22 protein-coding genes and 2 pseudogenes are annotated in these 22,349 nt (G+C 61.6%); 12 read left to right on the top strand and 12 right to left on the bottom strand.

Annotated elements, in window-relative coordinates:
* Positions 1 to 61: 61 nt before the first annotated feature.
* From BHD07_RS19145 to BHD07_RS19130, 4 genes are all read right to left on the bottom strand, one after another.
* Positions 62 to 370, bottom strand: a complete 309-nt coding sequence (locus tag BHD07_RS19145) for a DUF1214 domain-containing protein (RefSeq protein WP_338282553.1) — start codon at positions 368 to 370, stop codon at positions 62 to 64.
* The gene (locus BHD07_RS19140) at positions 367 to 1,596 is read right to left on the bottom strand and encodes a DUF1254 domain-containing protein (protein WP_338282551.1); all 1,230 of its coding nucleotides are present in this window, start codon (positions 1,594 to 1,596) and stop codon (positions 367 to 369) included. Before BHD07_RS19140 ends, BHD07_RS19145 begins: the two co-directional genes overlap by 4 nt.
* A 107-nt stretch (positions 1,597 to 1,703) precedes the next feature.
* A complete protein-coding gene (locus tag BHD07_RS19135) occupies positions 1,704 to 2,696 on the bottom strand; it encodes a helix-turn-helix domain-containing protein (protein ID WP_338282887.1) in 993 nt (330 codons plus the stop codon).
* Between the two features lie 73 nt (positions 2,697 to 2,769).
* Entirely contained in the window at positions 2,770 to 3,864 is a 1,095-nt protein-coding gene (locus BHD07_RS19130) for a helix-turn-helix domain-containing protein (RefSeq protein ID WP_100671794.1), read from the bottom strand.
* A gap of 632 nt (positions 3,865 to 4,496) precedes the next feature.
* Here BHD07_RS19130 and BHD07_RS19125 point away from each other — a divergent pair.
* Entirely contained in the window at positions 4,497 to 5,210 is a 714-nt protein-coding gene (locus BHD07_RS19125; RefSeq protein WP_127712825.1) for a DNA helicase, read from the top strand.
* Positions 5,211 to 5,408: 198 nt separating this feature from the next.
* A pseudogene (locus BHD07_RS19120) lies at positions 5,409 to 6,034 on the top strand (hypothetical protein).
* Positions 6,035 to 6,151: 117 nt separating this feature from the next.
* Here BHD07_RS19120 and BHD07_RS19115 read toward each other — a convergent pair.
* The 4 genes and pseudogenes from BHD07_RS19115 to BHD07_RS19100 all read right to left on the bottom strand — a co-directional run bounded on the left by BHD07_RS19115 (position 6,152) and on the right by BHD07_RS19100 (position 8,463).
* On the bottom strand, positions 6,152 to 6,490 hold the full coding sequence (locus BHD07_RS19115) for a hypothetical protein (protein ID WP_338282547.1): 339 nt from the start codon (positions 6,488 to 6,490) through the stop codon (positions 6,152 to 6,154).
* Positions 6,491 to 6,742: 252 nt separating this feature from the next.
* A pseudogene (locus tag BHD07_RS19110) lies at positions 6,743 to 6,826 on the bottom strand (GIY-YIG nuclease family protein); the annotation flags it as partial.
* A 333-nt stretch (positions 6,827 to 7,159) separates the two neighbouring features.
* Positions 7,160 to 7,744 (bottom strand): class I SAM-dependent methyltransferase, encoded by a 585-nt coding sequence (locus tag BHD07_RS19105; protein ID WP_338282545.1) that lies wholly within the window; start codon positions 7,742 to 7,744, stop codon positions 7,160 to 7,162.
* A gap of 95 nt (positions 7,745 to 7,839) precedes the next feature.
* On the bottom strand, positions 7,840 to 8,463 hold the full coding sequence (locus BHD07_RS19100; protein ID WP_338282544.1) for a hypothetical protein: 624 nt from the start codon (positions 8,461 to 8,463) through the stop codon (positions 7,840 to 7,842).
* 129 nt (positions 8,464 to 8,592) lie between these two features.
* On the opposite strand from BHD07_RS19100, the gene BHD07_RS19095 reads away from it, so the two are divergent.
* Positions 8,593 to 8,829 (top strand): hypothetical protein, encoded by a 237-nt coding sequence (locus tag BHD07_RS19095; RefSeq protein ID WP_100671788.1) that lies wholly within the window; start codon positions 8,593 to 8,595, stop codon positions 8,827 to 8,829.
* Between the two features lie 47 nt (positions 8,830 to 8,876).
* Here the strand turns inward: BHD07_RS19095 and aac(3)-IV are convergent, their stop codons facing one another.
* Positions 8,877 to 9,686, bottom strand: coding sequence for an AAC(3)-IV family aminoglycoside N-acetyltransferase (gene aac(3)-IV / locus BHD07_RS19090; protein ID WP_338282540.1), 810 nt, complete (start codon positions 9,684 to 9,686; stop codon positions 8,877 to 8,879).
* Between the two features lie 550 nt (positions 9,687 to 10,236).
* Here aac(3)-IV and BHD07_RS19085 point away from each other — a divergent pair.
* The 4 genes from BHD07_RS19085 to BHD07_RS19070 all read left to right on the top strand — a co-directional run bounded on the left by BHD07_RS19085 (position 10,237) and on the right by BHD07_RS19070 (position 13,864).
* The gene (locus BHD07_RS19085; RefSeq protein ID WP_379938114.1) at positions 10,237 to 12,063 is read left to right on the top strand and encodes an adenylate cyclase; all 1,827 of its coding nucleotides are present in this window, start codon (positions 10,237 to 10,239) and stop codon (positions 12,061 to 12,063) included.
* A gap of 17 nt (positions 12,064 to 12,080) precedes the next feature.
* Complete coding sequence (locus tag BHD07_RS19080) at positions 12,081 to 12,296, top strand: hypothetical protein (RefSeq protein WP_100671978.1); 216 nt, start codon at positions 12,081 to 12,083, stop codon at positions 12,294 to 12,296.
* A gap of 28 nt (positions 12,297 to 12,324) precedes the next feature.
* A complete protein-coding gene (locus BHD07_RS19075; protein WP_338282537.1) occupies positions 12,325 to 13,506 on the top strand; it encodes a YcaO-like family protein in 1,182 nt (393 codons plus the stop codon).
* A gap of 124 nt (positions 13,507 to 13,630) precedes the next feature.
* On the top strand, positions 13,631 to 13,864 hold the full coding sequence (locus tag BHD07_RS19070; protein WP_018095571.1) for a hypothetical protein: 234 nt from the start codon (positions 13,631 to 13,633) through the stop codon (positions 13,862 to 13,864).
* Positions 13,865 to 13,988: 124 nt separating this feature from the next.
* Here the strand turns inward: BHD07_RS19070 and BHD07_RS19065 are convergent, their stop codons facing one another.
* Positions 13,989 to 14,783: a DUF1194 domain-containing protein gene (locus tag BHD07_RS19065; protein ID WP_018095570.1), complete on the bottom strand. Its 795-nt coding sequence runs from the start codon at positions 14,781 to 14,783 to the stop codon at positions 13,989 to 13,991.
* Positions 14,784 to 15,017: 234 nt separating this feature from the next.
* On the opposite strand from BHD07_RS19065, the gene BHD07_RS19060 reads away from it, so the two are divergent.
* Complete coding sequence (locus tag BHD07_RS19060; protein WP_338282534.1) at positions 15,018 to 16,331, top strand: glucoamylase family protein; 1,314 nt, start codon at positions 15,018 to 15,020, stop codon at positions 16,329 to 16,331.
* 49 nt (positions 16,332 to 16,380) lie between these two features.
* Entirely contained in the window at positions 16,381 to 16,860 is a 480-nt protein-coding gene (locus BHD07_RS19055) for an anthrone oxygenase family protein (protein ID WP_338282532.1), read from the top strand.
* A gap of 63 nt (positions 16,861 to 16,923) precedes the next feature.
* On the opposite strand, the gene BHD07_RS19050 is transcribed toward BHD07_RS19055, so the two are convergent.
* Positions 16,924 to 17,715: a crotonase/enoyl-CoA hydratase family protein gene (locus BHD07_RS19050; RefSeq protein ID WP_338282530.1), complete on the bottom strand. Its 792-nt coding sequence runs from the start codon at positions 17,713 to 17,715 to the stop codon at positions 16,924 to 16,926.
* An 84-nt stretch (positions 17,716 to 17,799) separates the two neighbouring features.
* Here BHD07_RS19050 and BHD07_RS19045 point away from each other — a divergent pair, with 84 nt between their 5' ends.
* Complete coding sequence (locus tag BHD07_RS19045; protein ID WP_338282528.1) at positions 17,800 to 18,396, top strand: TetR/AcrR family transcriptional regulator; 597 nt, start codon at positions 17,800 to 17,802, stop codon at positions 18,394 to 18,396.
* Complete coding sequence (locus BHD07_RS19040) at positions 18,393 to 18,755, top strand: glyoxalase superfamily protein (protein ID WP_275597596.1); 363 nt, start codon at positions 18,393 to 18,395, stop codon at positions 18,753 to 18,755. Before BHD07_RS19045 ends, BHD07_RS19040 begins: the two co-directional genes overlap by 4 nt.
* 334 nt (positions 18,756 to 19,089) lie before the next feature.
* Here the strand turns inward: BHD07_RS19040 and BHD07_RS19035 are convergent, their stop codons facing one another.
* The gene (locus tag BHD07_RS19035; RefSeq protein WP_100671778.1) at positions 19,090 to 20,373 is read right to left on the bottom strand and encodes a cystathionine gamma-synthase family protein; all 1,284 of its coding nucleotides are present in this window, start codon (positions 20,371 to 20,373) and stop codon (positions 19,090 to 19,092) included.
* A gap of 233 nt (positions 20,374 to 20,606) precedes the next feature.
* On the opposite strand from BHD07_RS19035, the gene BHD07_RS19030 reads away from it, so the two are divergent.
* Complete coding sequence (locus BHD07_RS19030) at positions 20,607 to 22,286, top strand: alpha/beta hydrolase (protein ID WP_338282525.1); 1,680 nt, start codon at positions 20,607 to 20,609, stop codon at positions 22,284 to 22,286.
* Positions 22,287 to 22,349: the final 63 nt, after the last annotated feature.

The following is a 22,349-nucleotide window of genomic DNA, read 5'->3' as shown; positions in this document are numbered from 1 at the left end:
CGAATTTCATTTCGCTAGGATTCTCGGCCGTGTCAGCCGTCTCGCCTTGAACGGGAGTTTGTCATTTGATCTTCTCGAAATCGCCCGGCTTCCAGCTATAGTCGACGGCGCGCTCGCCTGGACCGTAGAGCCGAAGGATGGCGAAGAAGCCTCGGCCGGGAGCCGTCGCCAGCCAGTTGGCTTCCTTGCCTTCGGGAGCCTTCGGCCCGACGTAAAGGTCGATCGTGCCGTCTGCATTGACGACCGGTTTGTCGCGAGAGCCGAGCGACGGGTAGCGCCGCTCCTCGGTCGCAAGGCCCGATGCGTTCTCCGCCTCGTAGAGCGTCAGCGACCAGAACAACTCGGCCGGTACATCAGGCGGCAGCGTCACCTTGTAGGATTGTCCCCCGACAGCGGCGTGCGGTCCGCATCATTGAAGGCGATTGCGTAGAAGGCACCGCGGCCCGGCGTCAGCGACACCATACCGGGGCTGATTGAATAGTAATCCGTGAACATCCATGCCCGGTGCTCGATGTCCGTGAAGCCGTGTTCCCGGTTCACCCAGGATAGGTCGATCGACTTCTCCGGTCCTGGTTCGGCGGCGGTGTTTATCGGATTGGTCCAGCGCCGATCTGGCCAGACGAGGAGCGACTTACCGCCGACCTCCTCGCTAAGGCCGATGGCGCGGCTCATCTTATAGCCGACGTCCGCTGCGGTGTTGAGGATTGCCCGCGTCTGCGGAGAGGGCGAGAAGGGTTCCTTCGCGATCAGGCCGACATTGGCGAGGAGACCAAGACCGTCCGGTCCCGCCAGATTCTGGCCTTCACGATCGATCAGCCACTTCAACTGCTCGAACGCCGAGATATCCGAGCGCGGCAGCATGTTCGCGTTCACGCCGGAGGCATTCGGAAATTGCATCGGCTTGCGCTCGCTCTCGGGGAGGTTCAGCGGATAGAGCTTGACCTGTTCGACCAGTTTGTTGGTGGGCTCGAGATTGTCCGGATCGTCGTAGAATGCGCGTAGGAATACGAAGAGGTTATTGGTGCCCGAGCGGTAGATATAAGCATCTTTGGGTAACTGTCCGTCATAGCCAGGCGGCGTGATGACGAATGTACCACCTTTGCCCGCATCGGGGCCGGGCAGGCCGACGTCGCCGAAAAACTTGCCGCCGTCCATCGGGATCGGCCGCTGCCAGAAGTCAAGCAGGATGCCCTGAAGTTTCGGAGGTGCCTCAAATACGATCGGACCCGTCTCGCCCATGTCGACGAAAGCCATCGCATAGATCAGGTCGGAGTTCGGCGTCGTCACCATTGTCTTGGTGTCAAGCCTCTCTTTCCAGACGGGCATCACGTTGTAGCCGGTGCCAAAGACGTCCTCGGCTCCGCTCCTCATGCCCAGCGTGTTGATCAGCGGTAAGGCCCAGATATAGGCTTGGGTCGCCTGCTGAAAGAGAAGCTCGTCCTTCAGTGTCCTGGCAGTCTCGGCCGTGGGACGGTTCTGCTCGAACGGTAGGTTGGCCAGTCGATCGAAGCGTGCCTCTTCGGCCGCTGCCGAACCGGTCAGTCCCAACGCAAGGAATGCAGCGGCTATCGATGGAAATGCGGTCGTGCGTTTCATGATACTCGGCCTTCTGCTGTGGTTGGTGTTCCAATGCCGACATGCCGGATTTTCGGGCAGACTATGCACCCCCGCGCCCGCATGCGGCTATGCGTTTTTTGCCAATCTCAGAGCCAGGCCCGTGAAATCGCGCGGAGGGATTGTGCGGCTACGGTTGCGCTGGGCTTCTCTCCGAAAAGCTCCTGATACCAGCCGGACATGCGCCCGTGTTCGGCAATGCCCCACTTTTTGGCGCTTGCCGATATGGTCGCCAGTTGATCGACAGCCATCAAATCGCGGCGAATTCTATGCAGCCGAAGCCTGCGCAGATAGTGGTTGGGCGTATCGCCCAGCACCTCGAGAAAGGCGCGGTAAAGGGTGCGACGGGACGATCCGCACGCCGTCGTGATATCGGTTATCGATATAGGACTTGCGAGATGCCGGTCGATATATTGTTGCGCCAGTCGAACGATGGTTTCATAGGACGAAGGCCGGCTTGCGGCGGTCGTCCCACGATCGTTTGCGTAGTGAGAAATTACGGCCCGCAACATCGTGCTTCCTATGTGGACGCCGGCCTCTGTTTCTTCTCCCAGGTGCACCCGGAGCAACGCTTCTCTCAGCTCTTTGAGTTTTTCCTGGGCCAATGGCTTGGAATGAACCGCGGATTGCAGAAACCTGCGGCCAAGACCATCCTCCAGCCGGCGCAGATCAAGAGTTGCCGTTACATACATCGATCCTGGTGCGCATAGGACGTCGACTTCGCAACCCGGAAGGAGAATACCCACCGTTCCTTCCGGGGCCTGTCGCAGACAGACTCGAAATCCACCGACCTGGGAGAGCACAATTCCGACGGTGACGGCTGCGTCCGACAGGACACCCCTCGCCATCGCATTCCCCGCGATAAAGCCCGAACTGAGAATCACGCCGTCGTATGTGCTGAAGGCGAGACTGCCGCCGATCTTGCGCCCCGCCATTTGCACTGCGTCCAGGTCGGCACCCAGTACTGCATTTCGAAGGCCTTCGATGTCTTGCAACGGGAAGCGCTGCCAATGATCGGCCTTTGCATCCGGGAATGGATCACCGATTAGCTTCTTCAAGGCTGCGACATGGCCATGGACCACGCTCTCCAATTTGCATCCCCAAAAGACGAGGATGGCAGGAAGGAAGCGTTCCCTCTATGCGCCTTTTGCCAATCTAGTGGGCTGTCGAGCCTTCCTGTGCGGATTCGGACTGCTTGAACGCTGCTAATGTTTCGCTCGGCAGTTCCCCGAACAATTCGCGATACCATCCCGCCAATCTGCCGAGTTCGCTGATGCCCCACTCATTTGCCACGACCGCGATGGTGCACGCTCGTTCCCGATCAGTCGCGAGGCCCCGTCTTATTCTGTGCAGCCTTAGACGCCGGACGTATGTTTGGGGAGTGTCGTCGAGGATGTCCGCGAACGCGCGGTAGAGCGTACGACGCGAGGCGAAGGCGGCAGCGGCGATGTCATCAAGGGCTATCGGCTCAGAAAGGTGGTCGACTATGTAGGCTCTGGCACGCGCCACGATCCTCGCATGAAGATGTGTGTTGGCCCGGCGTCCGTGGTTGTAAGGGGGGCGACCAAGATGATTGATGAGCGCTCTCAGCAGCATCTTCCCGAGACCGGGCCGTGCGGGGTTGCCCGTGTGGATGCGGCTAAATTCCGCCGCAAGCGCCGTTACCACCTCCGGCGTCATGGATCGATTGTGAATCCCAGTTCCGCCCAGCGCAGCCCTGTCCAGAACCATTCCGTTTTTTCCGGCTTCCTGCTCGAGCTGATCGGCGGAAATCGTCGCTACGGCGTACATGGAGCCCGGCGCGTAGAGAGAATCGTGTTCGTCCCCTCCATGATATATGGCCACGTCTCCAGTTTTGACCTCGGTGAACGAGTGCCAGGATGATCCGGGAAGCCAAAGGCCAAGCCCCAAAGAAAGAGTGTCCGGGGAGAGAGGTCCGCGAAGCGCCACACGGCCTTCTATGAAGCCGCCGCTGTATGTCACGCCATCCTGCTCGGAAAAAATGAGGCTGCCTGACAGCTTGCCACGCGCCATCTGTGTAGCTTCCATTCCGGCACCATGCACGGCATCGGACAGGTCTTCGACTTGCGATATCTCGATACGGTGCCAGGGGGACGGGACCTGCTGGAGAATTCCTTCCATTCCGAAACAGCCCTCTTTTCGGAGAAGTTTCATACCGCAAACGGCCTGGGTGCAAGCATTCCACGACTTCAGCTTCGTCGATCGTTTCACGACCCAGGATTGAAACATAGAGGAGCGTTTGCCGGGGGGCCAGTGTTTATCGGCATCGCAATGCGAGAACTTGACGGCAATAGTCCCCGGTTTAAGGCCTGCTGAGGTTCAGGCCGCCCGCCGCGGCTTATTTCATTTCCTCATTCCTGTGCTTGTCACAGGAATCCAGCCAGACCAAGTCCTTGGGCTGAAAGACCGCGCCGCAGACGCAGCGCTGCTCTCATCCCTGTGACGAGCACAGGATGAGGAACGAGGAGACGTTGCAGTCCTCCGAAAACTTTCCTACAGCCGCGCATCTACCGACGCCACCTCCGCGATGTCCTAGAAGTGTCGTGGCAGTCGATCCGGTAGTGACAGCTGTTGGCGCGGTGCAGCCCTAGACAGTGCTCACCTGAACGTGGCGGCAATCTCCCCCCATCCTTCACCTCCAATAGGGGCACCCGAAACGTGCACCGGTATCCGGCACTCATTGTCAGTCTTGTGACGAATCGGCAGGCCCGCTAATTTCCGCAGCACAGGCTTGGCCCACGCCTCCTCCCTCCTTTCGGGGAAGTATCGCACATGCAGGGTAACGACATCATCATCGAACCATCTGTTCGAGCATCGCATAAGGAGGGATTGCGCTTCTGGCTCGGAGTGGAGGTTCTTCGATGAAACTTTCTGCCCCCATTTTCCAGTTGAAACGCCGAGCCAAGCTCATGGCCCGGAATAATAGTGTCCCCCTGCACGAAGCACTGGACCAAGTTGCGCGTGAGGAAGGGTTCGCGAGGTGGAGCCTCCTCTCGTCCCAAGTCGCAGCGGCATCACTGTCCAGATCAATCCTAGCTCGGCTGGATAAGGGTGATTTGCTCTTGATGGCCGGGCGCCCAGGACATGGCAAGACCACGCTCGGCCTTCAACTGTTGCTCGACGCTGCGCGAGACGGCAGAAAGGCGGTCTTCTTCACGCTGGAATTTACCGAACAGCAGGCGAGGCGACACCTTCGTTCTTTGGACGAGGGACCCCACGGTTTTTGCGACAAGCTGGAAATCTTGACGTCTGATGATATTAGCGCGGACTACATCATCCGCCATTTATCGGGGTCGGAGCGCGGGACGGTTGCCGTGATCGACTATCTGCAGATACTGGATCAGCAGCGAACTAAGCCAGCACTGTCGAATCAAGTTAGGGCTCTTCGCGACTTCGCCAAACAGACTGGAGTTGTACTCGGATTCATTTCGCAGGTAGATCGGTCGTTTGATCCGGAAAGCAAGCGCCTGCCGGACATTCGGGACATTCGTCTTCCAAATCTCGTTGATTTGGGGCTCTTCAACAAAGCCTGTTTCCTACATAACGGTGAGGCCCAGCTTCAAGACGTTGCCTAACGCGCTCAACTCCCGCGATGCCCTGGAAGTGTCGCGGCAGTCGATCCGGTAGGGACAGCTGTTGGAGCGATGCAGCTCTGGACAGCGCTTGCATGAACGTGGCTCACTTAACGGTTGCCGCTTCCAATCACAGGATTTCGATTTTACGCCAGCCGTTTTCAGCAATAGGCTTCACTGACGAAATGCTGGAGAATCGCCATGAACCGCGCGCTTGCATTCACAGTGGCCGTCCTGGCCTGCTCTCCACTGTCGGCACACGCCCAGGACACCTCCATGAGCTTCTTCGTCACCAGCGCAAATCCGGGCAGGGGTGGCGACCTCGGAGGACTGGCCGGAGCCGACGCATACTGCAATTCCTTGGCGACGGCGAGTGGTTCGACGGGCAAGACCTGGAGAGCCTATCTATCCACCGACACCGAGAACGCCAGGGATCGGATCGGAAACGGTCCCTGGTACAACGCCAAGGGCGAGAAGATCGCCGACGATGTCGCCTCCCTTCACAGCGACGGCAACAACGTGACGAAGCAGACGGCTCTCAACGAGAAAGGCGAAGTCATTCCCGGCCGTGGCGACAGCCCCAACCGCCACGACATCCTGACTGGCTCGAAACCAGATGGAACTGCCGCACCGGAAACCTGCGGCAATTGGACAATGGGCGGCGCGGAGGGCGCGGCGATCGTCGGCCACAGCGACCGAACGGGCCTGGACGATTCCGATGCGGCGAAATCCTGGAATTCGTCGCATTCGACGAGGGCGGCTGCTCGAACGAGGCATTCAAGGGAACCGGCGGAGACGGCCTCTTCTACTGCTTCGCAAGCAATTGACGGTGGCAGGGCCGCCCGCGGCATACACCCGGTGCCGAAAAGCAAGCCGGCGCCACCAATCACGAATGGGCAACGCGTTTCCGTTTGGGGCACAATTGAATAGCTGACCGAAGGCGTTCAGGTCAGAAAGGGCATGATATCTACGCCGTCTCCTGGGAAGACTGTGATGTGCGGGTGGTCCTGGAACAGCCGCGCCGCGGCCTCGATGCTTTCCGCTTCGACGACAAGGTAGCCGCAAAAAGGGTTCACGGCATCGGCGATACCGTCCCTGGTTACGCGTGTCGTCTTGCCCACCATGCCACCACGATCGAGGATGGATGCGGCGTTTCTGTCCTCCCATGCTGCCCACCGTTCCAGTCCGACCGCGTCGATCGCGTCCTGCTCTGCCTTGGGCAGACTGCGGAAGGCGGCGAGGTCTTCAGGCTTCATGGTGTACACGGCTAGAAAACGGGGCATTGGCGCTCTCTTCGTGGTGGTAGATGGCTGCCAACCTACACCGTGTGCGGCCGAAGTCACCCGCATTGCCGCCACTTGTTTGATTTCGTCATTCCTGTGCTTGTCACAGGAATCCAGCCAGACCAAGTCCTTGGGCTGAAACAACTCTTCCGCGCCGCAGACGCGGCGCTGCTCTCATCCCTGTGACGAGCACAGGAATGAGAGCGGGGAGGGTGCGGTCCCTCGGCGGGTTCTATAAACCGTGAAGATAGCGATGCGGTGCGGAAGGTCGCGGGTCACGCCCGTATAGTACGTCCCGCTTCGCTTCGATGCGAGAATGTAGGCGTACCCTTTCATTGCGTGACAGGTTGACCATTCCTTCGCATATTCGCAACGGAAGTTGCAGTAGCCGCACATCCCGGTCCCTCATTCCTGTGCTTGTCACAGGAATCCAGCCAGGCCAAGTCCTTGGGCTGGAAAGGCTCTCCCGCGCCGCAGACGCGGCGCTGCTGGATCCCTGTGACAAGCACAGGGATGAGGAACGAGGAGAGGTTGCAGTCCTCCGCTGTAGCCCTTTAAGCGGCTGCATGTTTTTGTCCATTGATCGGCTACGATCAAAGGAAACATGCAGTGGCGCACGAAGCAACCCAATCATAAACTCAAAATAAATCTCAACAGGCCTCAGCGGATTTACTTCATGGCAGTAATCGCCAACCATTCCGTTGCCTTCCGGTCGTAAGCGCCGCCCAACCACGCTTCCGTTTCAATCGCCCGCCAAGGTGCCGCTGCACGCCAGATCCGTATCAACTCGTCTTGCGATAGATAGTTATAATGACGACCAAGTGCGTCCGAACCCTCCTCGGCTCCTGTTTTGAAGCTCGCCCAAACGACCCCGTTTTCGATCATCGCCCGGTAAACTTTCTCGATCACACCGCGAAGGTCGGATCGACGTACATGGGTCAGGGAAGCGCAAGCATATACGCCGTCATAAATCCCGATGGCATCCAGCTCATTGAAGAGCATTGTCTTGACCGGCCGTCCGATGCGGCGCGAAGCAATGGCGGCGAGTTCGGGGGAGCCGTCAGTGGCGTCAAGATCAAAGCCTCTTTCGATGATGGCGGCTGCATCGACACCGCCACCGGTTCCCAGTTCCAGGACTTTACCGTTTGGCCTGCAACGGTCGAGGAAGGTGAACAACCTCGGATTGGGAGCACCCCCGTTGGCAGCATATTTCTCGGCATTCGTGTCGTAGAAGGCTAGTGTTACGTCGGTCATCAGAAAATCGCTCGCCCCAATTCGTGTCGGTCATCATCGACGGCAATTATAAAGAAGGGGTGACCGCGTCCGGGCGCAATCCGGTCGGTTACTGATTACCGAAGAAGTCCATCGCGCCCGAACTCCTCCCATCCGGCCAGGTTGGAGGCGACGTCTCCGTGTTCGGAATTCGACCCGCCCTTGGCGGTTTTTCTCAACGATCGCGTCAACTTCGCCTTGTACGCAGCCCGTCTGCGGTTTTCGGCGGCAGCCGCCGCGTCTTCCTCGCGCCAATCGTCCACGACGCCTCGGTCGAGAATGTCTCCGACAATCCTCGGGTCGAAGACATGAAACGTTATCTTTCTGGCGCGCCCGCGCAACTTGACCGTTCGCGTTCCAGCACTCGGCAAGCGTCCGTCGGCCAGCCAGCGATGTCTTTCGCTCGTCTTGATCGTGAGAATGTCCTCGATCTCGCGCGGAATCACCGGAAGGGTCTCGATGTTTACCAACGCCTCGGCGACGACGGCCGATGCGGCGTGGAACGCAGCCTTCTCGCTTGCGGACATCATAAGCGTGAGCTCGCGACCATCGAGATTGAGCGATTTCTTCGTGGCAGACGGAAGCCGCGCGCGAATTTCCAGAAGGATGCCCTTCATGCGGACGGATGAACCCAATGTCGCCGCTGGCGGCAGCACCCATGTCTTGAGCAGCTCGATGCGACTGTTGTCGTGTTTCGGCATGACGCTTAGATGGGTCGCTTCCTTTGGATCGTCAATGACGTCATGCTGTTGGAGACTTGGAGACAGAGCGTCCTCTAGGGTCAAGCCAAAAAGTATGGTAAGCGCCAGCCAGACAACAACAGGAGTGTAATGGTGAGCGAACCGACCGTCGCAGATGCGATAAACCGCATTTATGAATCGCTCCAGGCGGACAATGCCGACATCGACGCGCATATCGCGACTCTCAAGGCAGCGTTGACGCGGGAGGGGTTGAAAGAGGCCGTCTTTGATCCGGGCAGGCTCGCACAGAACAACCGTTCTGGCAGGAAGCTGATGCAGGCCTACTTTCGGCAGCGCGGCGTAACGGTCAAATACTCGGCTTCGTAAAACCGTCCCATGTCGTCAGACATTGCCGTAGGAGACGGCCGAGCTGATCACCCGGCGAGGCTGCCGCCACGAGCGCAGCCGGCCGACTGGCGCGCCGCATCGCATTCGTCGCACTCTGCCTCTACCGGATGCAGGAAGACGAGTGGATCGCGGGCCAGTTGATCCGTGGCGATCCTCGCGATGTCTCGCGAGCGGATCAGGCGAGCATGGGCATGGCCGACCGGGCCCTCCCGCTGCAAGCCCTTTCGCCGCAGCCAGGTGTCGGCCAGGTTGAAGTTCTGACAGCAGTGATCGTTCTCGCGATAGTCGATGCGGATCGGCCTTCCGTCATCGAGGACCGTACAGTGTTTCGGCACTCCATAGGGGACCTTCGCCATCAGCTCGGCGAGATGCAGCGTGGTGTCCGAATCGTGCCCGACGCCGAGGAGGAGCACTTGCCCGTCTAGTTCGTGGATACGCCCTATAGGACTTGCGGGAGCGTGCGGCGGCAGGGGCAGAGTGTCTGATGTGATGCGTGCTGCAAGCGGGCCGGCTGCCGCAAACGCGAACGGATGGTCGCTGCGCGTCACATTCTCCAGACGCCAGAACGTGTCGGCGAGTACTCCCAGATCGGATGTTGCAGGTGTCGTCGCGGGGTCGAACGGCTCGTCGTCAAGACCCGACCATGATGGCATGACGAGTGTGCCCTCCGGGCCAATGGCGGCACGCAGAGCGGCAATCACGCCGAGCGGCCCGCCTTCGACAGGCCTGACGCTGCGAAAGGAACTGTGAACGAGCAGAACGCCTCCAGGCTTTACCCCGAGCGCAATGAGTTGATCAACGACTTCCGAAGTCCGCCATTCATATTGTTGAGTCATGGATTGCCTATTGGTAACCGCTGGCATTGCGACAGCAAAAAGCGCGCTTGTTTGGGCCAAGCGCGCTCCGGCGAACGATCTGCAGCGGGGTTACGGCACCCTCGATCGATCCCGTTGAACATAGCATGAAAACGGCCGGCGAACAACGATGCGGAAGCTCCGCGGACGCCGTCTTGGGCTGCGTCCTTAACAGATATAAGCGGCAATGAGTTGCCATGTTCCGGCTTTTCGAGCATGTTCCCATCTGGGCTGCATGCGTTTCCGCATCGGGCTGGGAAGTGAACAAAGGGACGGGCAGGTATGGCTCCGGGCGTCGCAGCCGCACATCCGGAGGCATGAACCGTGCCGATCGGTGGCTGCGCCTGCAGAGATTGCCGGTCTGTTCGGCGTCCGTCCTTCTTTCTCCAGCGATGAGCCGTGGGGCGACGTTGGTTGCAGCGTGCGCTTTGGTGTTCGTGCCGAAGGGGCAGGAGAGGGTTGGTGAACGAGATGTCGACGGTCTCGCCGGTCGCCGGCGGCGCTTCCACTATTCGAGCCATTTGAGGTTTTCGTGGCGGGGCCGCATTATCGTCTGCAGACATTCGGGGAGTTGCGGCTGGTCGATTCCGGCGGCGTGGTTGTGGCGTGTCCCGAGCGGGGGTCGCTGATACTCGCCTATCTCTGCGTGTCCGGGGAGAAAACGGCTTCCCGTGAAAAGCTCGCAATGCTGATCTGGCCCGAGCGGGAAAAGAGCGTCGCTTTCAAGAACCTGCGGTCGACATTGTGGCGCATGCGCCACCTTGCTGCGGAGTCGGGGCCGCTCATTACGGCGACGGAAACCGAGGTTACGCTGGGGGAGATTACCTGCGACGTCGACGGTTTCGAGGCGCTGGAACGGTCGGAAGAAGCGTTCCGCACCGGGCTTGCGCTCTGGCGCGACGGGTTTCTGGCAAGCGCGGATGTGCCGCCGGGCCGCTATGCGGATTGGGTCGGAGAACAGCGGCGGCTGTTCACGCAGGTGATGCGTGCGGCGCTTCTCGGCGGCGAAGAGCGGTTTGCCGACAGGTCTCTGCGGCGCAGCGCGTGCATGCACCTCCTCGAGCTCGATCCGATGGATACGGCCGTGCGTGCGATCCTGGAGCGGATGACCGGCGGGGGGCTGGTCATCGGGGGCGGCAAGCCGGAAAGGGCCCGGCTGCCGCAGGCTGCGTTTGGCAGGGAGTTCGCAAGGGAGGCGAGTGCTCCGCCGGTTGCGCCGGCACCCCGTGTCGCTCTGCTTCCGCCGGCGGCCTTCGGCAGCGATCCGATGCTTCACGCGGTCAGCGTGGCCGTGGTCGAGGACATCACGATCGGTCTATGTGCGCAACGGTCGATGTCGGTCGTTGCTCCTTACACGGCGGAGCGGATACGGGATGCCGCGGACAAGGCTGCGTTCCTGGAAAAGCATGGCGTCACCTATGCGCTCGACTGCCGCATGTCGGACCAGGGACTTTTCACGCAGCTCATATTTCTGCCCTCCGACGCGATCGTCTGGGCGGAGCGGTTTGCGATATCTCCGGTCGGTCTGCTCCAGCAACGCCAGGAAATCGCCTTTCATGTCGCCCGGGCGGTGACGGAGCAGGTCGAGACCGGCCGTGCCGCGCGTATCGACTATCTGGCCCATCCGGAGGCCTATTACGCCTACCTCGCCGGCCTGCGAAACCTCTCCAGCGTGGGGCTTCCCGAAATCCGCAGGGCACGCCGGGATTTCAGGGCCGCGCTCAAACACAAGCCGGATTTCGCTCCGGCGCTGAGCGGGATGGCGCGCACCTATGCAATCGAGTGGATCCTGACGGCCCGCGGCGATCGGGAACTTCTTTCGGTGGCGGAGCATCACGCCAAGGGGGCGATCGAAAGCAATGAGGATCTGCCCGGAGCACACCGCGAGTTCGGTGTCGTCAAACTCTATCAGGGTGATCTCGACGAGAGCCTTGCGGCGCTGGATCTCGCCGAAAATCTGAGCCCGCATTATGCCGACGTGCTTTACAGCCACGCCGACACGCTCGTTCATGTCTCCCGTCCGCGCGACGCGCTGGACAAGCTGGCCAAGGCGCTTTCGCTCAATCCGCTGGCGCCCGACACGTATTTCTGGAGCGCTGCCGGTGCCAGCTATTTCCTCGAAAACTATGAGGACGCGATCGGCTACGTTCAGAGAATGAAGGACAAGTCGCCCGGCGACAGGCTGCTTGCGGCAAGCTGGGCGATGCTCGGCGACCAGAAGAAAGCACGGGCGTACCGGATGCGGGCGTTGAAGAGCAATCCGACATTCGACGTCGACAAGTGGCTTGCCGTCGTTCCGATGAAGGAACAATGGCAGAAGGACCTCTATCGTGAGGGGCTGAAAAAGGCGGGGTTTTGAGGATGAGGGATAGCGATATGGCGAAGGTTGTTGTGATAGGCATTCCCGGCGAGCCGGGTCTGTGGCTGGCGGACCTGGGGAGCGGAACCGTGAGGCCGCTCGATCAGGTGACGGGCGACCTGGCCGCGGCGGACAAGCTCCGTGCACAAGGGGGGACGATCGTCAAGAATGTCGACCTCGCAGTGGCTGTGTCCTCCGCCGACAAGGTGTTTTCGGGCCATTTCGACGGGTGACCGGTCCCGGCATGGGGGTGGGGCCGACTTGCGCAATGAATATTCCGATCGTGTGCTGAGTCCGGAAGAGACCTTCGACCGTGTAAGGCCTCTGCTTTCCAGTTTCGGCATAACCCGCATCGCCAGGCACACGGGACTGGACAGGACCGGAATCCCGGTCTGGTGCGCCTATACGCCGAATGCGCGATCCATCGTGGTTGCACAGGGCAAAGGGCTGACGGATGCGGAGGCGAAGGTTTCCGCCGTCATGGAGGCGCTGGAGCGCGCTGTTGCCGGCGAACCCGCCGTCGAAACCATTGTGGCCACGACGCGCTCCCTGCAGGCGTCCGGGCGGACCGTGAACCCGCTTCCGGGGCTGATTGCGGCCGGGCAGGAGGAAATCGGTCCGGACGAAGAACTGCTCTGGGCCCCCGGCTCAGACCTGATCTCCGGCCGCGAGGTGTTCGTACCGCTCGCAGCGGCGCAGTTGGACCGTACCCGGCCTTCGCGTTTCTGGATGTCGTCGGATGGGCTCGCATCGGGAAATTCCGTTCAGGAAGCGACATTGCACGGGCTGCTGGAGCGCATCGAGCGCGACGCCCATGTCCTGTGGGGCGTGTCAGGGCCGCAGAGCCGTTACCGAAAGTGCGTTGCTCCCGAGGGGTTCGGCGATGCAGCGCTGAATAGTCTGGTCGAGCGCATAGGAGCCGCGGGTCTCGATCTCCGGCTTTTCGACATTACCAGCGACATCGGTGTTCCCTGCTTTCTGGCACTGCTCGGCCCCTCCGACATCGCCGTCAGGGGCGATGGTCGTTTCGTCGATGTGACAAGCGGCTGCGGGGCGCATGTCTTTGCCGTTCGCGCGGCGATCAGAGCGGTGACCGAAGCGGCGCAGTCGCGGCTCACCTTCATGAGCGGCGCTCGGGACGACGTCTTTCCCGAAACCTTCAGCCGGCCTTTGCCGGACTCGACCCGCCGGGCCTTCCTCGCGGCGCCGTGCCTGCATGCGCCGGCGGCGCCGCATGCAGGCGCCGATCCGGATGCGCTGCTGCGGCACACCATCGATCATCTGAAGGATGCAGGCGTGCAATCTGTAATTGTGGTGCGCCTGTCGGATGAAGCTCTGCCGTTCGCGGTCGTCAAGATCTTCGTTCCCGATCTTGAAAACCCTGACGGTGAAAGAGCGCGCCGTTTCGGTCCGCGCGCGCTTTCCAAAGCGCTCGCATCATAAAGGAGCAGACCCGCAAAGCATTTGGCGAGATCTACTCCGGTACTCTACCGGTGCGAGTGCAACGCTCGTGCAACGCGCGAAAAATCCGAACTCGTCTATAGTCGCCGTCAGGGAAGCGCACGGAATGGGGGTTCAAATGAATAATCATCCTTCGTCCTTGACGGATACTGAAACGGAACTTGCGAGCATCGCCAGAATGCTCAGCCACATTCGCGATAGCGCCCGCGCATTGGACGCTCAGGCCGTCGAGTATTGCGTCGAGATGGCGCTGCAGGCCGTTGCCAACGAGTTGCGGGATCGCAGCGAGCTCGTCATCGCGGCGGCGGGCTTCGACGCCAGAATTCACTCGTTGCAATAGCAGCGGGCGCGGGTCGCGTCACAAAGAGCCAAGGCGGCTTCGCCGTTCACCGAAACGGTGAGGCGATCTATGGTCGGGCGGGGAAAAAGCGCGCTGCGGGAAGACCCGCGGCGCGCTCTCACGTCTAGCGATCCAGCTCCGGGTAGACCCTGTCGAGAAAACCGGGCCGCAGCTTCTCGCCTATCATGCAGTCTGCCGCGGCTTCGCCGGCTGCCAGGCGGAGCGCCGGCGCGGGAGTGAGGCCGCTTACTTCCAGTATAAGCTTCTGGCGGATTGCGATCGCGAAATCCTCGGGCTCATGGACGGGCAGGACGAAGGAGCCGGGGCCGCCGATGACGCATTCGGCGTAATACTGGTCGAGCGGCCCGGTCGAGACCGACGGGCGGATGAGGATGGCAAGCCCGTTAATGATGATTCCGCGCGATACGGCATCGTTGCGGGCAGGCGTGACCGGCGGCCCGGTATTGTTCGGTCCGTCACCGGAGATGTCGAGGACCCGTCGCGCACCTGAAAAGGCGTTCGAATCGATGAGACTTGTGCCGAAAAGGATCGCGTTGGAGATCGAGGTGCCACGCCGCGTCCCGATCGGCCGCGCCTCAAGCTTGACGGCGAAGGCTTCGGCGTCGGCAGCATTTTCGATCACCTGCCAGTTTACGACGGAGGCCTCGTTTACGAGCCCTGCCCATTCGAAATAGCCGATGGCGATCCGCCCGAGGAGCCCGCCCTGGACCGCATTGATGAAATCCGGGTGTCGCAGCGCCTGCAGATAGCCGGAGCGCTGCACGCGCGCCTCCTCCATGTCCATCGAACCCGACATGTCGACAGCCAGCAATAGCTCCACGTCCACGTCGGCGGCCATGGCTGCCGACTGTATCGGGCTCCCGCTCAGAGCCAGGATCAATGCTATCGTGCCTAACATCGCATCAGCCAATCATCGTGGATCACGCGTCGGGCGTTCTGCCCCTCTATCCCGGGCACCGCGATTTGCCGTAAAACCGGCCTCGGCCTCCGGGCCTATGTAATCCGATGAATGTACCACAGGATTGGAAATCCGCGACGGCTGGCGCGACGCGGGCCTACAATATTCGGTGATCGCGGCAATGGCTGCGTCACCCGCCGCAATGTCACCAACCTCATCGAAGAATAGGCCACAATGTTTCACTCGAGCTGGAACTCGGATATCGCATGCGTCGACCGGCTGCAGCGCGCGGCGTTCGGGTACTTTCTTCGTCATTCCGATCCGGCAACCGGTCTGGTGGCCGACACCTCGCGCGAGGGTTCTCCGTCGAGCATCGCCGCCACCGGCTTCGGACTGGCAGCCTATCCGGTCGCGGTCGAGCGCGGCTGGATCGGGCGGGCGGAGGCAGCCCGGCGTGTGTTGGCCACCCTCGCATTCTTCGCGGCGAGCCGGCAGCAGAGCGACGTACGGGCAAGCGGCTATCGCGGCTTCTATTATCATTTCCTCGATATGCGGTCGGGAGAGCGTGCCTGGCGCAGCGAACTCTCCACGATCGACACCGCGTTGCTCCTTGCCGGTGCCCTGGCCGCAGCGGCCTATTTTTCCGGCTCGGGCGGGCAGGAGAGGGAGATCAGGAGCCTCACGGCGTTTCTCTATGAACGGGCCGATTGGAACTGGGCGCTCAATGGCGGCGATACCGTCACAATGGGCTGGCGGCCGCCGGGGCGCTTCCTGAAACACCGCTGGCGGGGCTACAGCGAGGCGCTGCTCCTTTATGTCCTGGCACTGGGATCGCCGACACGACCGATCATGCCGCAGAACTACGACGCCTACACCGCGGCGCATGAATGGCTCACGCTCGACGGGGTGGCGCATCTCCACGCCGGCGCGCTCTTCGTCCACCTGTTTCCGCAGGCCTGGATCGATTTTCGCGGCCTTCGCGACCGGGGGATGCGTGAAAGGGATAGCGACTATTTCGAAAACTCCCGGCGGGCCATCAGGCTGCAGCGCGCCCACGCCGAAGAAAATCCCCATGGCTTCGCGGGTTACTGCAGCCATCTATGGGGCTTCAGCGCCTGCCACGCGCCGAAAGGCTGGCTGCGGCTTCGCGGCGGGCGGCGGCAGAGATTGCTCGGCTACGAGGCACGCGGCGCACCATTCGGCGCCGATGACGGTACGCTTGTTCCATGGGCGTCGCTCGCCGGCCTGCCGTTCGAGCCGGACGCGTGTCTCGGCAGCCTTTCCCACCTGATGTCGCATTATCCCGCGCTCGTTAAGGAGGGTTGCCTTCCCGGCGGCTTCAATCCCAGCCTGCCTGGGGACGGCCCCGAGGGTTGGGTGGACGACAGAATCGTCGGGCTTGACCAGGGGCTCGTGGTCATGATGATCGAGAACTGGAGAAGCGGCCTGATTTGGGAACTGACGCGCAGCATTCCGGCATTCAGCCATGGGTTGAGCAGGGCCGGCTTTGCGGGCGGCTGGCTTTCGTCGACGCTGCCTCGAGTCTGAAACGAGGGAAGCGGCCCGAAGCGGCTTCGTTCCCGTCTGGAGTGCCGCGATGGTTGCCCTTGTTCCTGCGCTGGCTTTTGCCGCCGCTATCGGATCCGGTCTGATGGCCGGGCTCTTCTTCGTCTTCTCGGTCTGCATCATGCAGGCGCTGTCGCGGCTCCCGCCTGATCAGGGGGTCGCCGCGATGAACGCCATCAACGTGGCCATTCAGAACCCGCTGTTTCTCTCCGCCTTCATGGGTACGGCGCTGCTTGGCCTGATCCTCCTCGTCATGGCCTTCATCTGGGGCGGGCAGGGGAGTTATCTGCTGGCAGCCGGCGGTCTCGTCTACCTTGTAGGCACGCTCGCGGTGACGGTCGCGATCAATGTTCCGCTGAACGACGCGCTTGCGGCCGCCCCTGCCGGCCAGGCAGCCGCCGAGCTCTGGCAGCAGCGATACCTGACCGACTGGGTCCGCTGGAACCACGTGCGCACCTTCGCTTCGACAGGCGCGCTCGCCCTTTTCGTGCTCGGCTTCGCGCGAATTTAGAACACTCCTGGAAAAGTGACGAACGGTTCTCCGTGCGGAACCGGATCGTTTTGAAGAACCGGATCAGCGCCCGGCATAGCGTGGCTCTCGCCGCTCTCTCCAGGCGGCAAGCCCTTCCTTGAGATCATGGCTCGGAACCAATCGTGCGAATTGCTCGCTTTCGCAAAGCAGACCTTCTCCGATGGCCATGTTGAGACCACGCGTCACGGCCGTGATGATGGCGGCGGTGGCAAGAGGGGAATGGCGGATGATGCGATCGGCAAGCGCTCGGGCCGAGGCGATCAGTTGATCATGCGGCACGACGGCATTGACGAGCCCTATGTCCAGCGCGCGTTGGGGCGAGAATGCGTCCCCGGTCAGGAGCAGCTCGAGCGCACGCTTTCGCCCTGCCAGGCGAGGCAGTCTCTGCGTACCCCCGAATGTCGGCGGCATGGCAAGCTTGATTTCCGGTTTGGCGAAGCGAGCCCGCTCGCTCGCTATCGCGAGATGCACCGCTTCGGTCATTTCGCAGCCGCCACCATAGGCGAGACCGTTGACGGCAGCGATCACAGGCTTCGAAAAAGCCTCCAGGCGATGCGTCAGCTGTTGCCCCCGCCGGACAAAATCGCGGCCGGCGGCGTTCACGCCCTTGGCCACGCTGCCGGCGAATTCGTGAATGTCGCCGCCTGCGGAAAAGGCGCGATCGCCGGCGCCGGTGAGGATGACTGCCTCCACCGTCTCGTCGATTTCGACACGGTCGAGAAGGGCTAAAAGCCGATCGATCAGTTCGTAGTTGAGGGCATTCAGCTTTTCGGGCCGGTTGAGGGTAAGCAGGGCGATGCCGGCCGAAATTTCGATAAGAACCGTATCGGACATGAATTGTCTCCCATCAAGTATTGACGAGTGGAGGCTAAGTCGGCGACAAAGCATTGTATATTCACTAGTCGGTATACATAGCCCATGACGACGGCACCGAACACACGCGAACGCATCGTTTCCGCCGCTTCCAAGCTGTTCTATGCTGAAGGGATCCGCGCCGTCGGCGTGGACGCAGTCGCCGAAGCGGCCGGCGTGACGAAGCGAACGCTCTATTATCACTTCAAAAGCAAGGACGACCTGATTGCCGCCTATCTCGAGGGACGCGATCAGCCGAACCTCAAGCTCTTCCGGAAATGGTTCAGCGAAACCGAAGGCGACGTGGCATCGAAAGTCGAGGGCATCTTCCTCAATCTTGCCTGCGTCGCCCGACAGCCGAAATGGAAGGGCTGCGGCTTCCTGCGCACCTCCGCCGAACTCGCCGGCATGCCGGGGCACCCGGCGATCCGTATCGGCGCCGCGCACAAGAAAAAATTCGAGGACTGGCTCCGGCAGGTGTTCGAGGCAGAAGGGATCGTGGAGGCGGAAGCGCTCGCGCGGCAGGTCCTGTTGCTCCTCGACGGCAGCTTCGCCGTCGTTCTGCTCCACCGTGATCCGAGCTATATGGAGACGGCGGGGACGGCCGCGGCCTCGCTCGTCAAGCTGGCGCTATCGGAGCGGACAATCGGGAGGGTCGAATGACAGTACGACGCATCGTTCCTAATCTTCAGGTGTCCGATCCGCTTCGGGCGCAGCGGTTCTATGCGGACCTGCTCGGCCTGGAGGTGGTGATGGATCACGGCTGGATCGTTACATTTGCGGCGGTTGGCCGCTCCGCAATGCCGCAGGTGAGTTTCGCCACCGAAGGCGGGTCCGGAACGCCGGTCCCGGCGCTCTCGATCGAGGTGGATGACGTGGACGAAACCTATCACCGCGCCACGGCCGCCGGTGTGGAGATTGTCTACGATATCACCGACGAAAGCTGGGGCGTGCGCCGGTTCTTTCTGCGCGATCCGTTCGGCAATATCGTCAACGTCCTTTCGCATCGGGCGAGGGCTTGACCCCGGTCGTCCCCTAAAAACGAATGGATCGGCACCGCAATGAACAGGACGGCGATGGTCGCGCTGAGCACGCTGTCGCAGACTTCCAAACCGGACGACCTCGGGCCGGGTTTTCGCGGCTCGGCTTCAAAGACGACAGAGAACCAAGGCCGGAACGGTTCAGACCGGCCAACGACAATAACGGTCCGCAGGGCGATCGGAGCGCGAGACGTTGCTCAAGACCGATGCAGCGGCGCTCGCGCCGGCCCACATCATCGGCCGCCGCATGGTGCGGGAGGATTTCGAGCGGCTGACCGCCGTCAACGACAACAGGCCCGACATTTCCAGCAGCAGCCTAGATCATCGTCAGCGCGTTTGCGACGTCGGCGACGAGATCGTCCGGGTGCTCGATGCCGATCGACAGGCGGATCGTGGATTCGAGCACGCCGATCCGGGCGCGGACCTCGATCGGCACGCCTGAATGCGTCATTGCCGCCGGGTGGCTCGCGAGCGACTCCGTACCGCCGAGGCTGACGGCGAGCTTGAAGATCTGCAGTGCGTTGAGGAAACGGAATGCCGCCTCCTGGCCGCCGGCGATGTCGAAGGAGAAGGTTGATCCCGCGCCGGTGCATTGCGTGGCGAATACACGGCCGACCGGCGTGTCCGCGTCGTGGAACGGCAGATAATGGATCCGCTCGACCTTGGGATGGTCACGCAGGAATTCGGCGACGATGCGGGCGTTGTCGTTTGCCTTTTCCATACGCACCGACAGGGTTTCGAGCGATCGGCCGATCATCCAGCAGGAATGCGGATCGAGCTGTGTGCCGATCGAGCCGCGCAGGGCCTTGACCTGCCTGATCAGCGCTTTGGAGCCGAGAACTGCGCCGGCGATCAGGTCGGAATGGCCGCCGACATATTTGGTCAGGGAATAAAGGGAAAGATCCGCCCCGTGTTCGATCGGGTGTTGAAAGACAGGGCCGAGCAGGGTGTTATCGCAGGCGACGATCGGCCGATGCGCCTGTCTTTCTCCGATTCTTTCGGCAATGCGCCGGATCAACGCGACGTCGACGAGGCTGTTGGTGGGATTGGCCGGCGTCTCTATCAGGATCGCGGAGACCCGCCCCTTGCTCATCGCTTCTTCAGCCGCGGCATTGACGGCCGCCTCGTCCGTACCATCGCCAAAGCCGACCGCGGAGACACCCAGATTGAGGAAGGTCTTGGCGAGCAGCGTTTCGGTGCCGCCGTAAAGCGGCTGCGAATGCAGGATGGAGTCTCCCGGCCGCACGAAAGCGAGAAGCGTCGTGGCGATCGCCGACATGCCGGAGGAAAAGAGCGCGCCGGCTTCCGCTCGTTCGAAAATGGCGAGCCGGTCTTCGACGATCTCGCTGTTCGGGTGATTGAAGCGGGAATAGACGAGCCCGGCACCCACGCCAGCGGGCGGTTCGCGCCGACCGGAGACGAAGTCGAAGAAGTCGCGGCCCTCCTCGGCGGAGTGGAAGACGAAAGTCGAGGTGAGAAAGATCGGCGGCTTGACGGCACCCTCCGAGAGCTCGGGGTCGTAACCATAATTCAGCATCAGCGTTTCGGGATGCAGTTTGTGGTTGCCGATATGGGTCTTGGAGGGGTGCGGCGCGGTCATGGGTTTTTCTCCTTGGCGCAGGCAGACTCTACTACCGGCTTAAATATACCAAACGTCTGCGTCCGATCCTTGCTATTTGCGATCACTTCGTTTTGATGCCCGCATCTCTTGCCGGTGCAAAATCCTCGACAGTGCCTCTGCTGCACGTTTTTGTCCTTTGCAGCAGGCAGCGGGAATTGACTACACGCCGGCGGAAAGCGACATTGCCGCCAGCGCGCGAAGTGGAGTCCGCCATGGAACACGTTCAGCAGACGGACCTGCAGAGACCGGTGCACCGTCACATCTCCACCTTCCTGCGTTCGTTTTCCACAAGCGGCCTCCTCGTCGGCATTCTGTTCTTTGCGGTTTCGTTGACTCCGAGTCTGATACCCAGGCCCTATCTGATTCAGGCCGTGATCTCCGGATTTTCCCTTGCAGCCGGCTACGCGATCGGCGTGTTTCTGCGCTGGCTCTGGTCCTTCTTCGAACTCCCCGAGCCCACGGTGCGGCGCGCGCGAACTTTGAAAATCGCCGCTGCGATCGTTTCGATAGCGGCCGCGGCCGTATTCCTGTGGCAGGCGGCGCATTGGCAAAACACAGTACGGCACATCATGGGCCTCGAGCCCATCGAGAGCGCCGAGCCGCTCCAGCTCGGCCTGACAGCCGTGCTCATGTTCATCGTCCTGGTCCTCCTGGCGCGGCTGTTCCGGCTGACCTTTCGCGTTCTTTCCCGATGGCTGCAATATTTCCTCACGCGGCCGATCGCCAATGCTCTCGGCGGGCTGGTGGCGCTCGCCCTGTTCTGGTCGGCTGCGAACGGCGTGATCTTCAAGTTCGCGCTTCGTGCCGCAGACAGTTCTTTCCAGCAACTCGATGCACTTATGGATCCCGAGATCGCACCGCCTGCCGATCCCGCCAGGACGGGGAGCGGCGCGTCGCTCGTGCACTGGGACGAGCTCGGGCGGCAGGGACGGCAGTTCATCGCGTCCGGCCCGACCGGCGCCGACATCGGGGCGTTCTTCGGGGCTGCAGCTCCCGATCCCGTGCGTGTCTATGTCGGGCTTAATTCCGCCGAGACCGCGCGGGAGCGGGCGAAGCTGGCACTGGAGGAGCTGAAGCGTGCCGGAGGCTTCGAGCGCAAGTCGCTGATCGTCGTCGTGCCGACCGGCACCGGCTGGATCGACCCCGCGGCGCTCGATACGCTCGAATATCTGCTTCACGGCGACGTCGCGAGCGTGGCCGTGCAATATTCCTATCTCACCAGCTGGCTCTCCCTGCTGGTCGAACCGGGCTATGGTGCCGAAGCGGCCGACGCTCTCTTCGACGCGGTCTATGGCTACTGGACGACGCTGCCCAGGGATCGTCGGCCCAAGCTCTACCTGCACGGGCTCAGCCTTGGCGCGATGAATTCGCAAGGATCGGTTGATCTCTTCGATGTCATCAGCGACCCCTTCCAGGGCGCGCTCTGGAGCGGACCGCCGTTTCCGAGCGCGCTCTGGCGTTCGGTGACGGCCGACCGCGTCGCCGGCTCGACCGCCTGGCTGCCGCGCTATCGCGACAGCTCCGCCATCCGCTTCACCAGTCAGGAGAATGCGCTTGACATTCCCGGTGCGCGCTGGGGCGCGATGCGGATCGTCTATCTGCAATATGCCAGCGATCCGGTGACCTTTTTCGATCCCCGTTCCTTCTACCGGGAGCCGGACTGGATGAAGCCCCCGCGGGGGCCGGACGTTTCGCCGGCGCTGAGCTGGTTTCCCGTGGTCACCGGACTGCAGCTGCTTGCCGACATGGCGTTGGCGACGACCTCGCCGATGGGCTACGGCCATGTCTATGCACCGGAACACTACATCGACGCCTGGATGGCGGTTACCGATCCGCAAGGGATTACGGCCGAGGATATCGCGCGATTGAAGGTGCAATTCAGCAAGCGGTGAGCTGCCTTCATCGCTCCCCATCCGACCGCAGAGAGAGGCCGGGGCGCCGCAAGCTTCCGATAC

Source organism: Sinorhizobium sp. KGO-5 (assembly GCF_036245905.1).
GTDB classification, from domain to species: domain Bacteria; phylum Pseudomonadota; class Alphaproteobacteria; order Rhizobiales; family Rhizobiaceae; genus Sinorhizobium; species Sinorhizobium meliloti_A.
Note: the sequence above shows the minus strand (reverse complement) of the source record. Positions and strands in the feature narration are given on the sequence as shown.

Excerpts from the sequence above, each read along its gene's own strand:
- BHD07_RS19065 (WP_018095570.1), bottom strand. The coding sequence starts at position 14,783 with ATGTTAGGCACGATAGCATTGATCCTGGCTCTGAGCGGGAGCCCGATA.
- BHD07_RS19055 (WP_338282532.1), top strand. The coding sequence starts at position 16,381 with ATGGTTGCCCTTGTTCCTGCGCTGGCTTTTGCCGCCGCTATCGGATCC.
- BHD07_RS19115 (WP_338282547.1), bottom strand. The coding sequence starts at position 6,490 with ATGCCCCGTTTTCTAGCCGTGTACACCATGAAGCCTGAAGACCTCGCC.
- BHD07_RS19045 (WP_338282528.1), top strand. The coding sequence starts at position 17,800 with ATGACGACGGCACCGAACACACGCGAACGCATCGTTTCCGCCGCTTCC.
- BHD07_RS19070 (WP_018095571.1), top strand. The coding sequence starts at position 13,631 with ATGGGGGTTCAAATGAATAATCATCCTTCGTCCTTGACGGATACTGAA.
- BHD07_RS19080 (WP_100671978.1), top strand. The coding sequence starts at position 12,081 with ATGGCGAAGGTTGTTGTGATAGGCATTCCCGGCGAGCCGGGTCTGTGG.
- BHD07_RS19030 (WP_338282525.1), top strand. The coding sequence starts at position 20,607 with ATGGAACACGTTCAGCAGACGGACCTGCAGAGACCGGTGCACCGTCAC.
- BHD07_RS19105 (WP_338282545.1), bottom strand. The coding sequence starts at position 7,744 with ATGACCGACGTAACACTAGCCTTCTACGACACGAATGCCGAGAAATAT.
- BHD07_RS19140 (WP_338282551.1), bottom strand. The coding sequence starts at position 1,596 with ATGAAACGCACGACCGCATTTCCATCGATAGCCGCTGCATTCCTTGCG.
- BHD07_RS19060 (WP_338282534.1), top strand. The coding sequence starts at position 15,018 with ATGTTTCACTCGAGCTGGAACTCGGATATCGCATGCGTCGACCGGCTG.
- BHD07_RS19100 (WP_338282544.1), bottom strand. The coding sequence starts at position 8,463 with ATGCCGAAACACGACAACAGTCGCATCGAGCTGCTCAAGACATGGGTG.
- BHD07_RS19035 (WP_100671778.1), bottom strand. The coding sequence starts at position 20,373 with ATGACCGCGCCGCACCCCTCCAAGACCCATATCGGCAACCACAAACTG.
- BHD07_RS19095 (WP_100671788.1), top strand. The coding sequence starts at position 8,593 with ATGGTGAGCGAACCGACCGTCGCAGATGCGATAAACCGCATTTATGAA.
- BHD07_RS19125 (WP_127712825.1), top strand. The coding sequence starts at position 4,497 with ATGAAACTTTCTGCCCCCATTTTCCAGTTGAAACGCCGAGCCAAGCTC.
- BHD07_RS19130 (WP_100671794.1), bottom strand. The coding sequence starts at position 3,864 with ATGTTTCAATCCTGGGTCGTGAAACGATCGACGAAGCTGAAGTCGTGG.
- BHD07_RS19050 (WP_338282530.1), bottom strand. The coding sequence starts at position 17,715 with ATGTCCGATACGGTTCTTATCGAAATTTCGGCCGGCATCGCCCTGCTT.
- BHD07_RS19040 (WP_275597596.1), top strand. The coding sequence starts at position 18,393 with ATGACAGTACGACGCATCGTTCCTAATCTTCAGGTGTCCGATCCGCTT.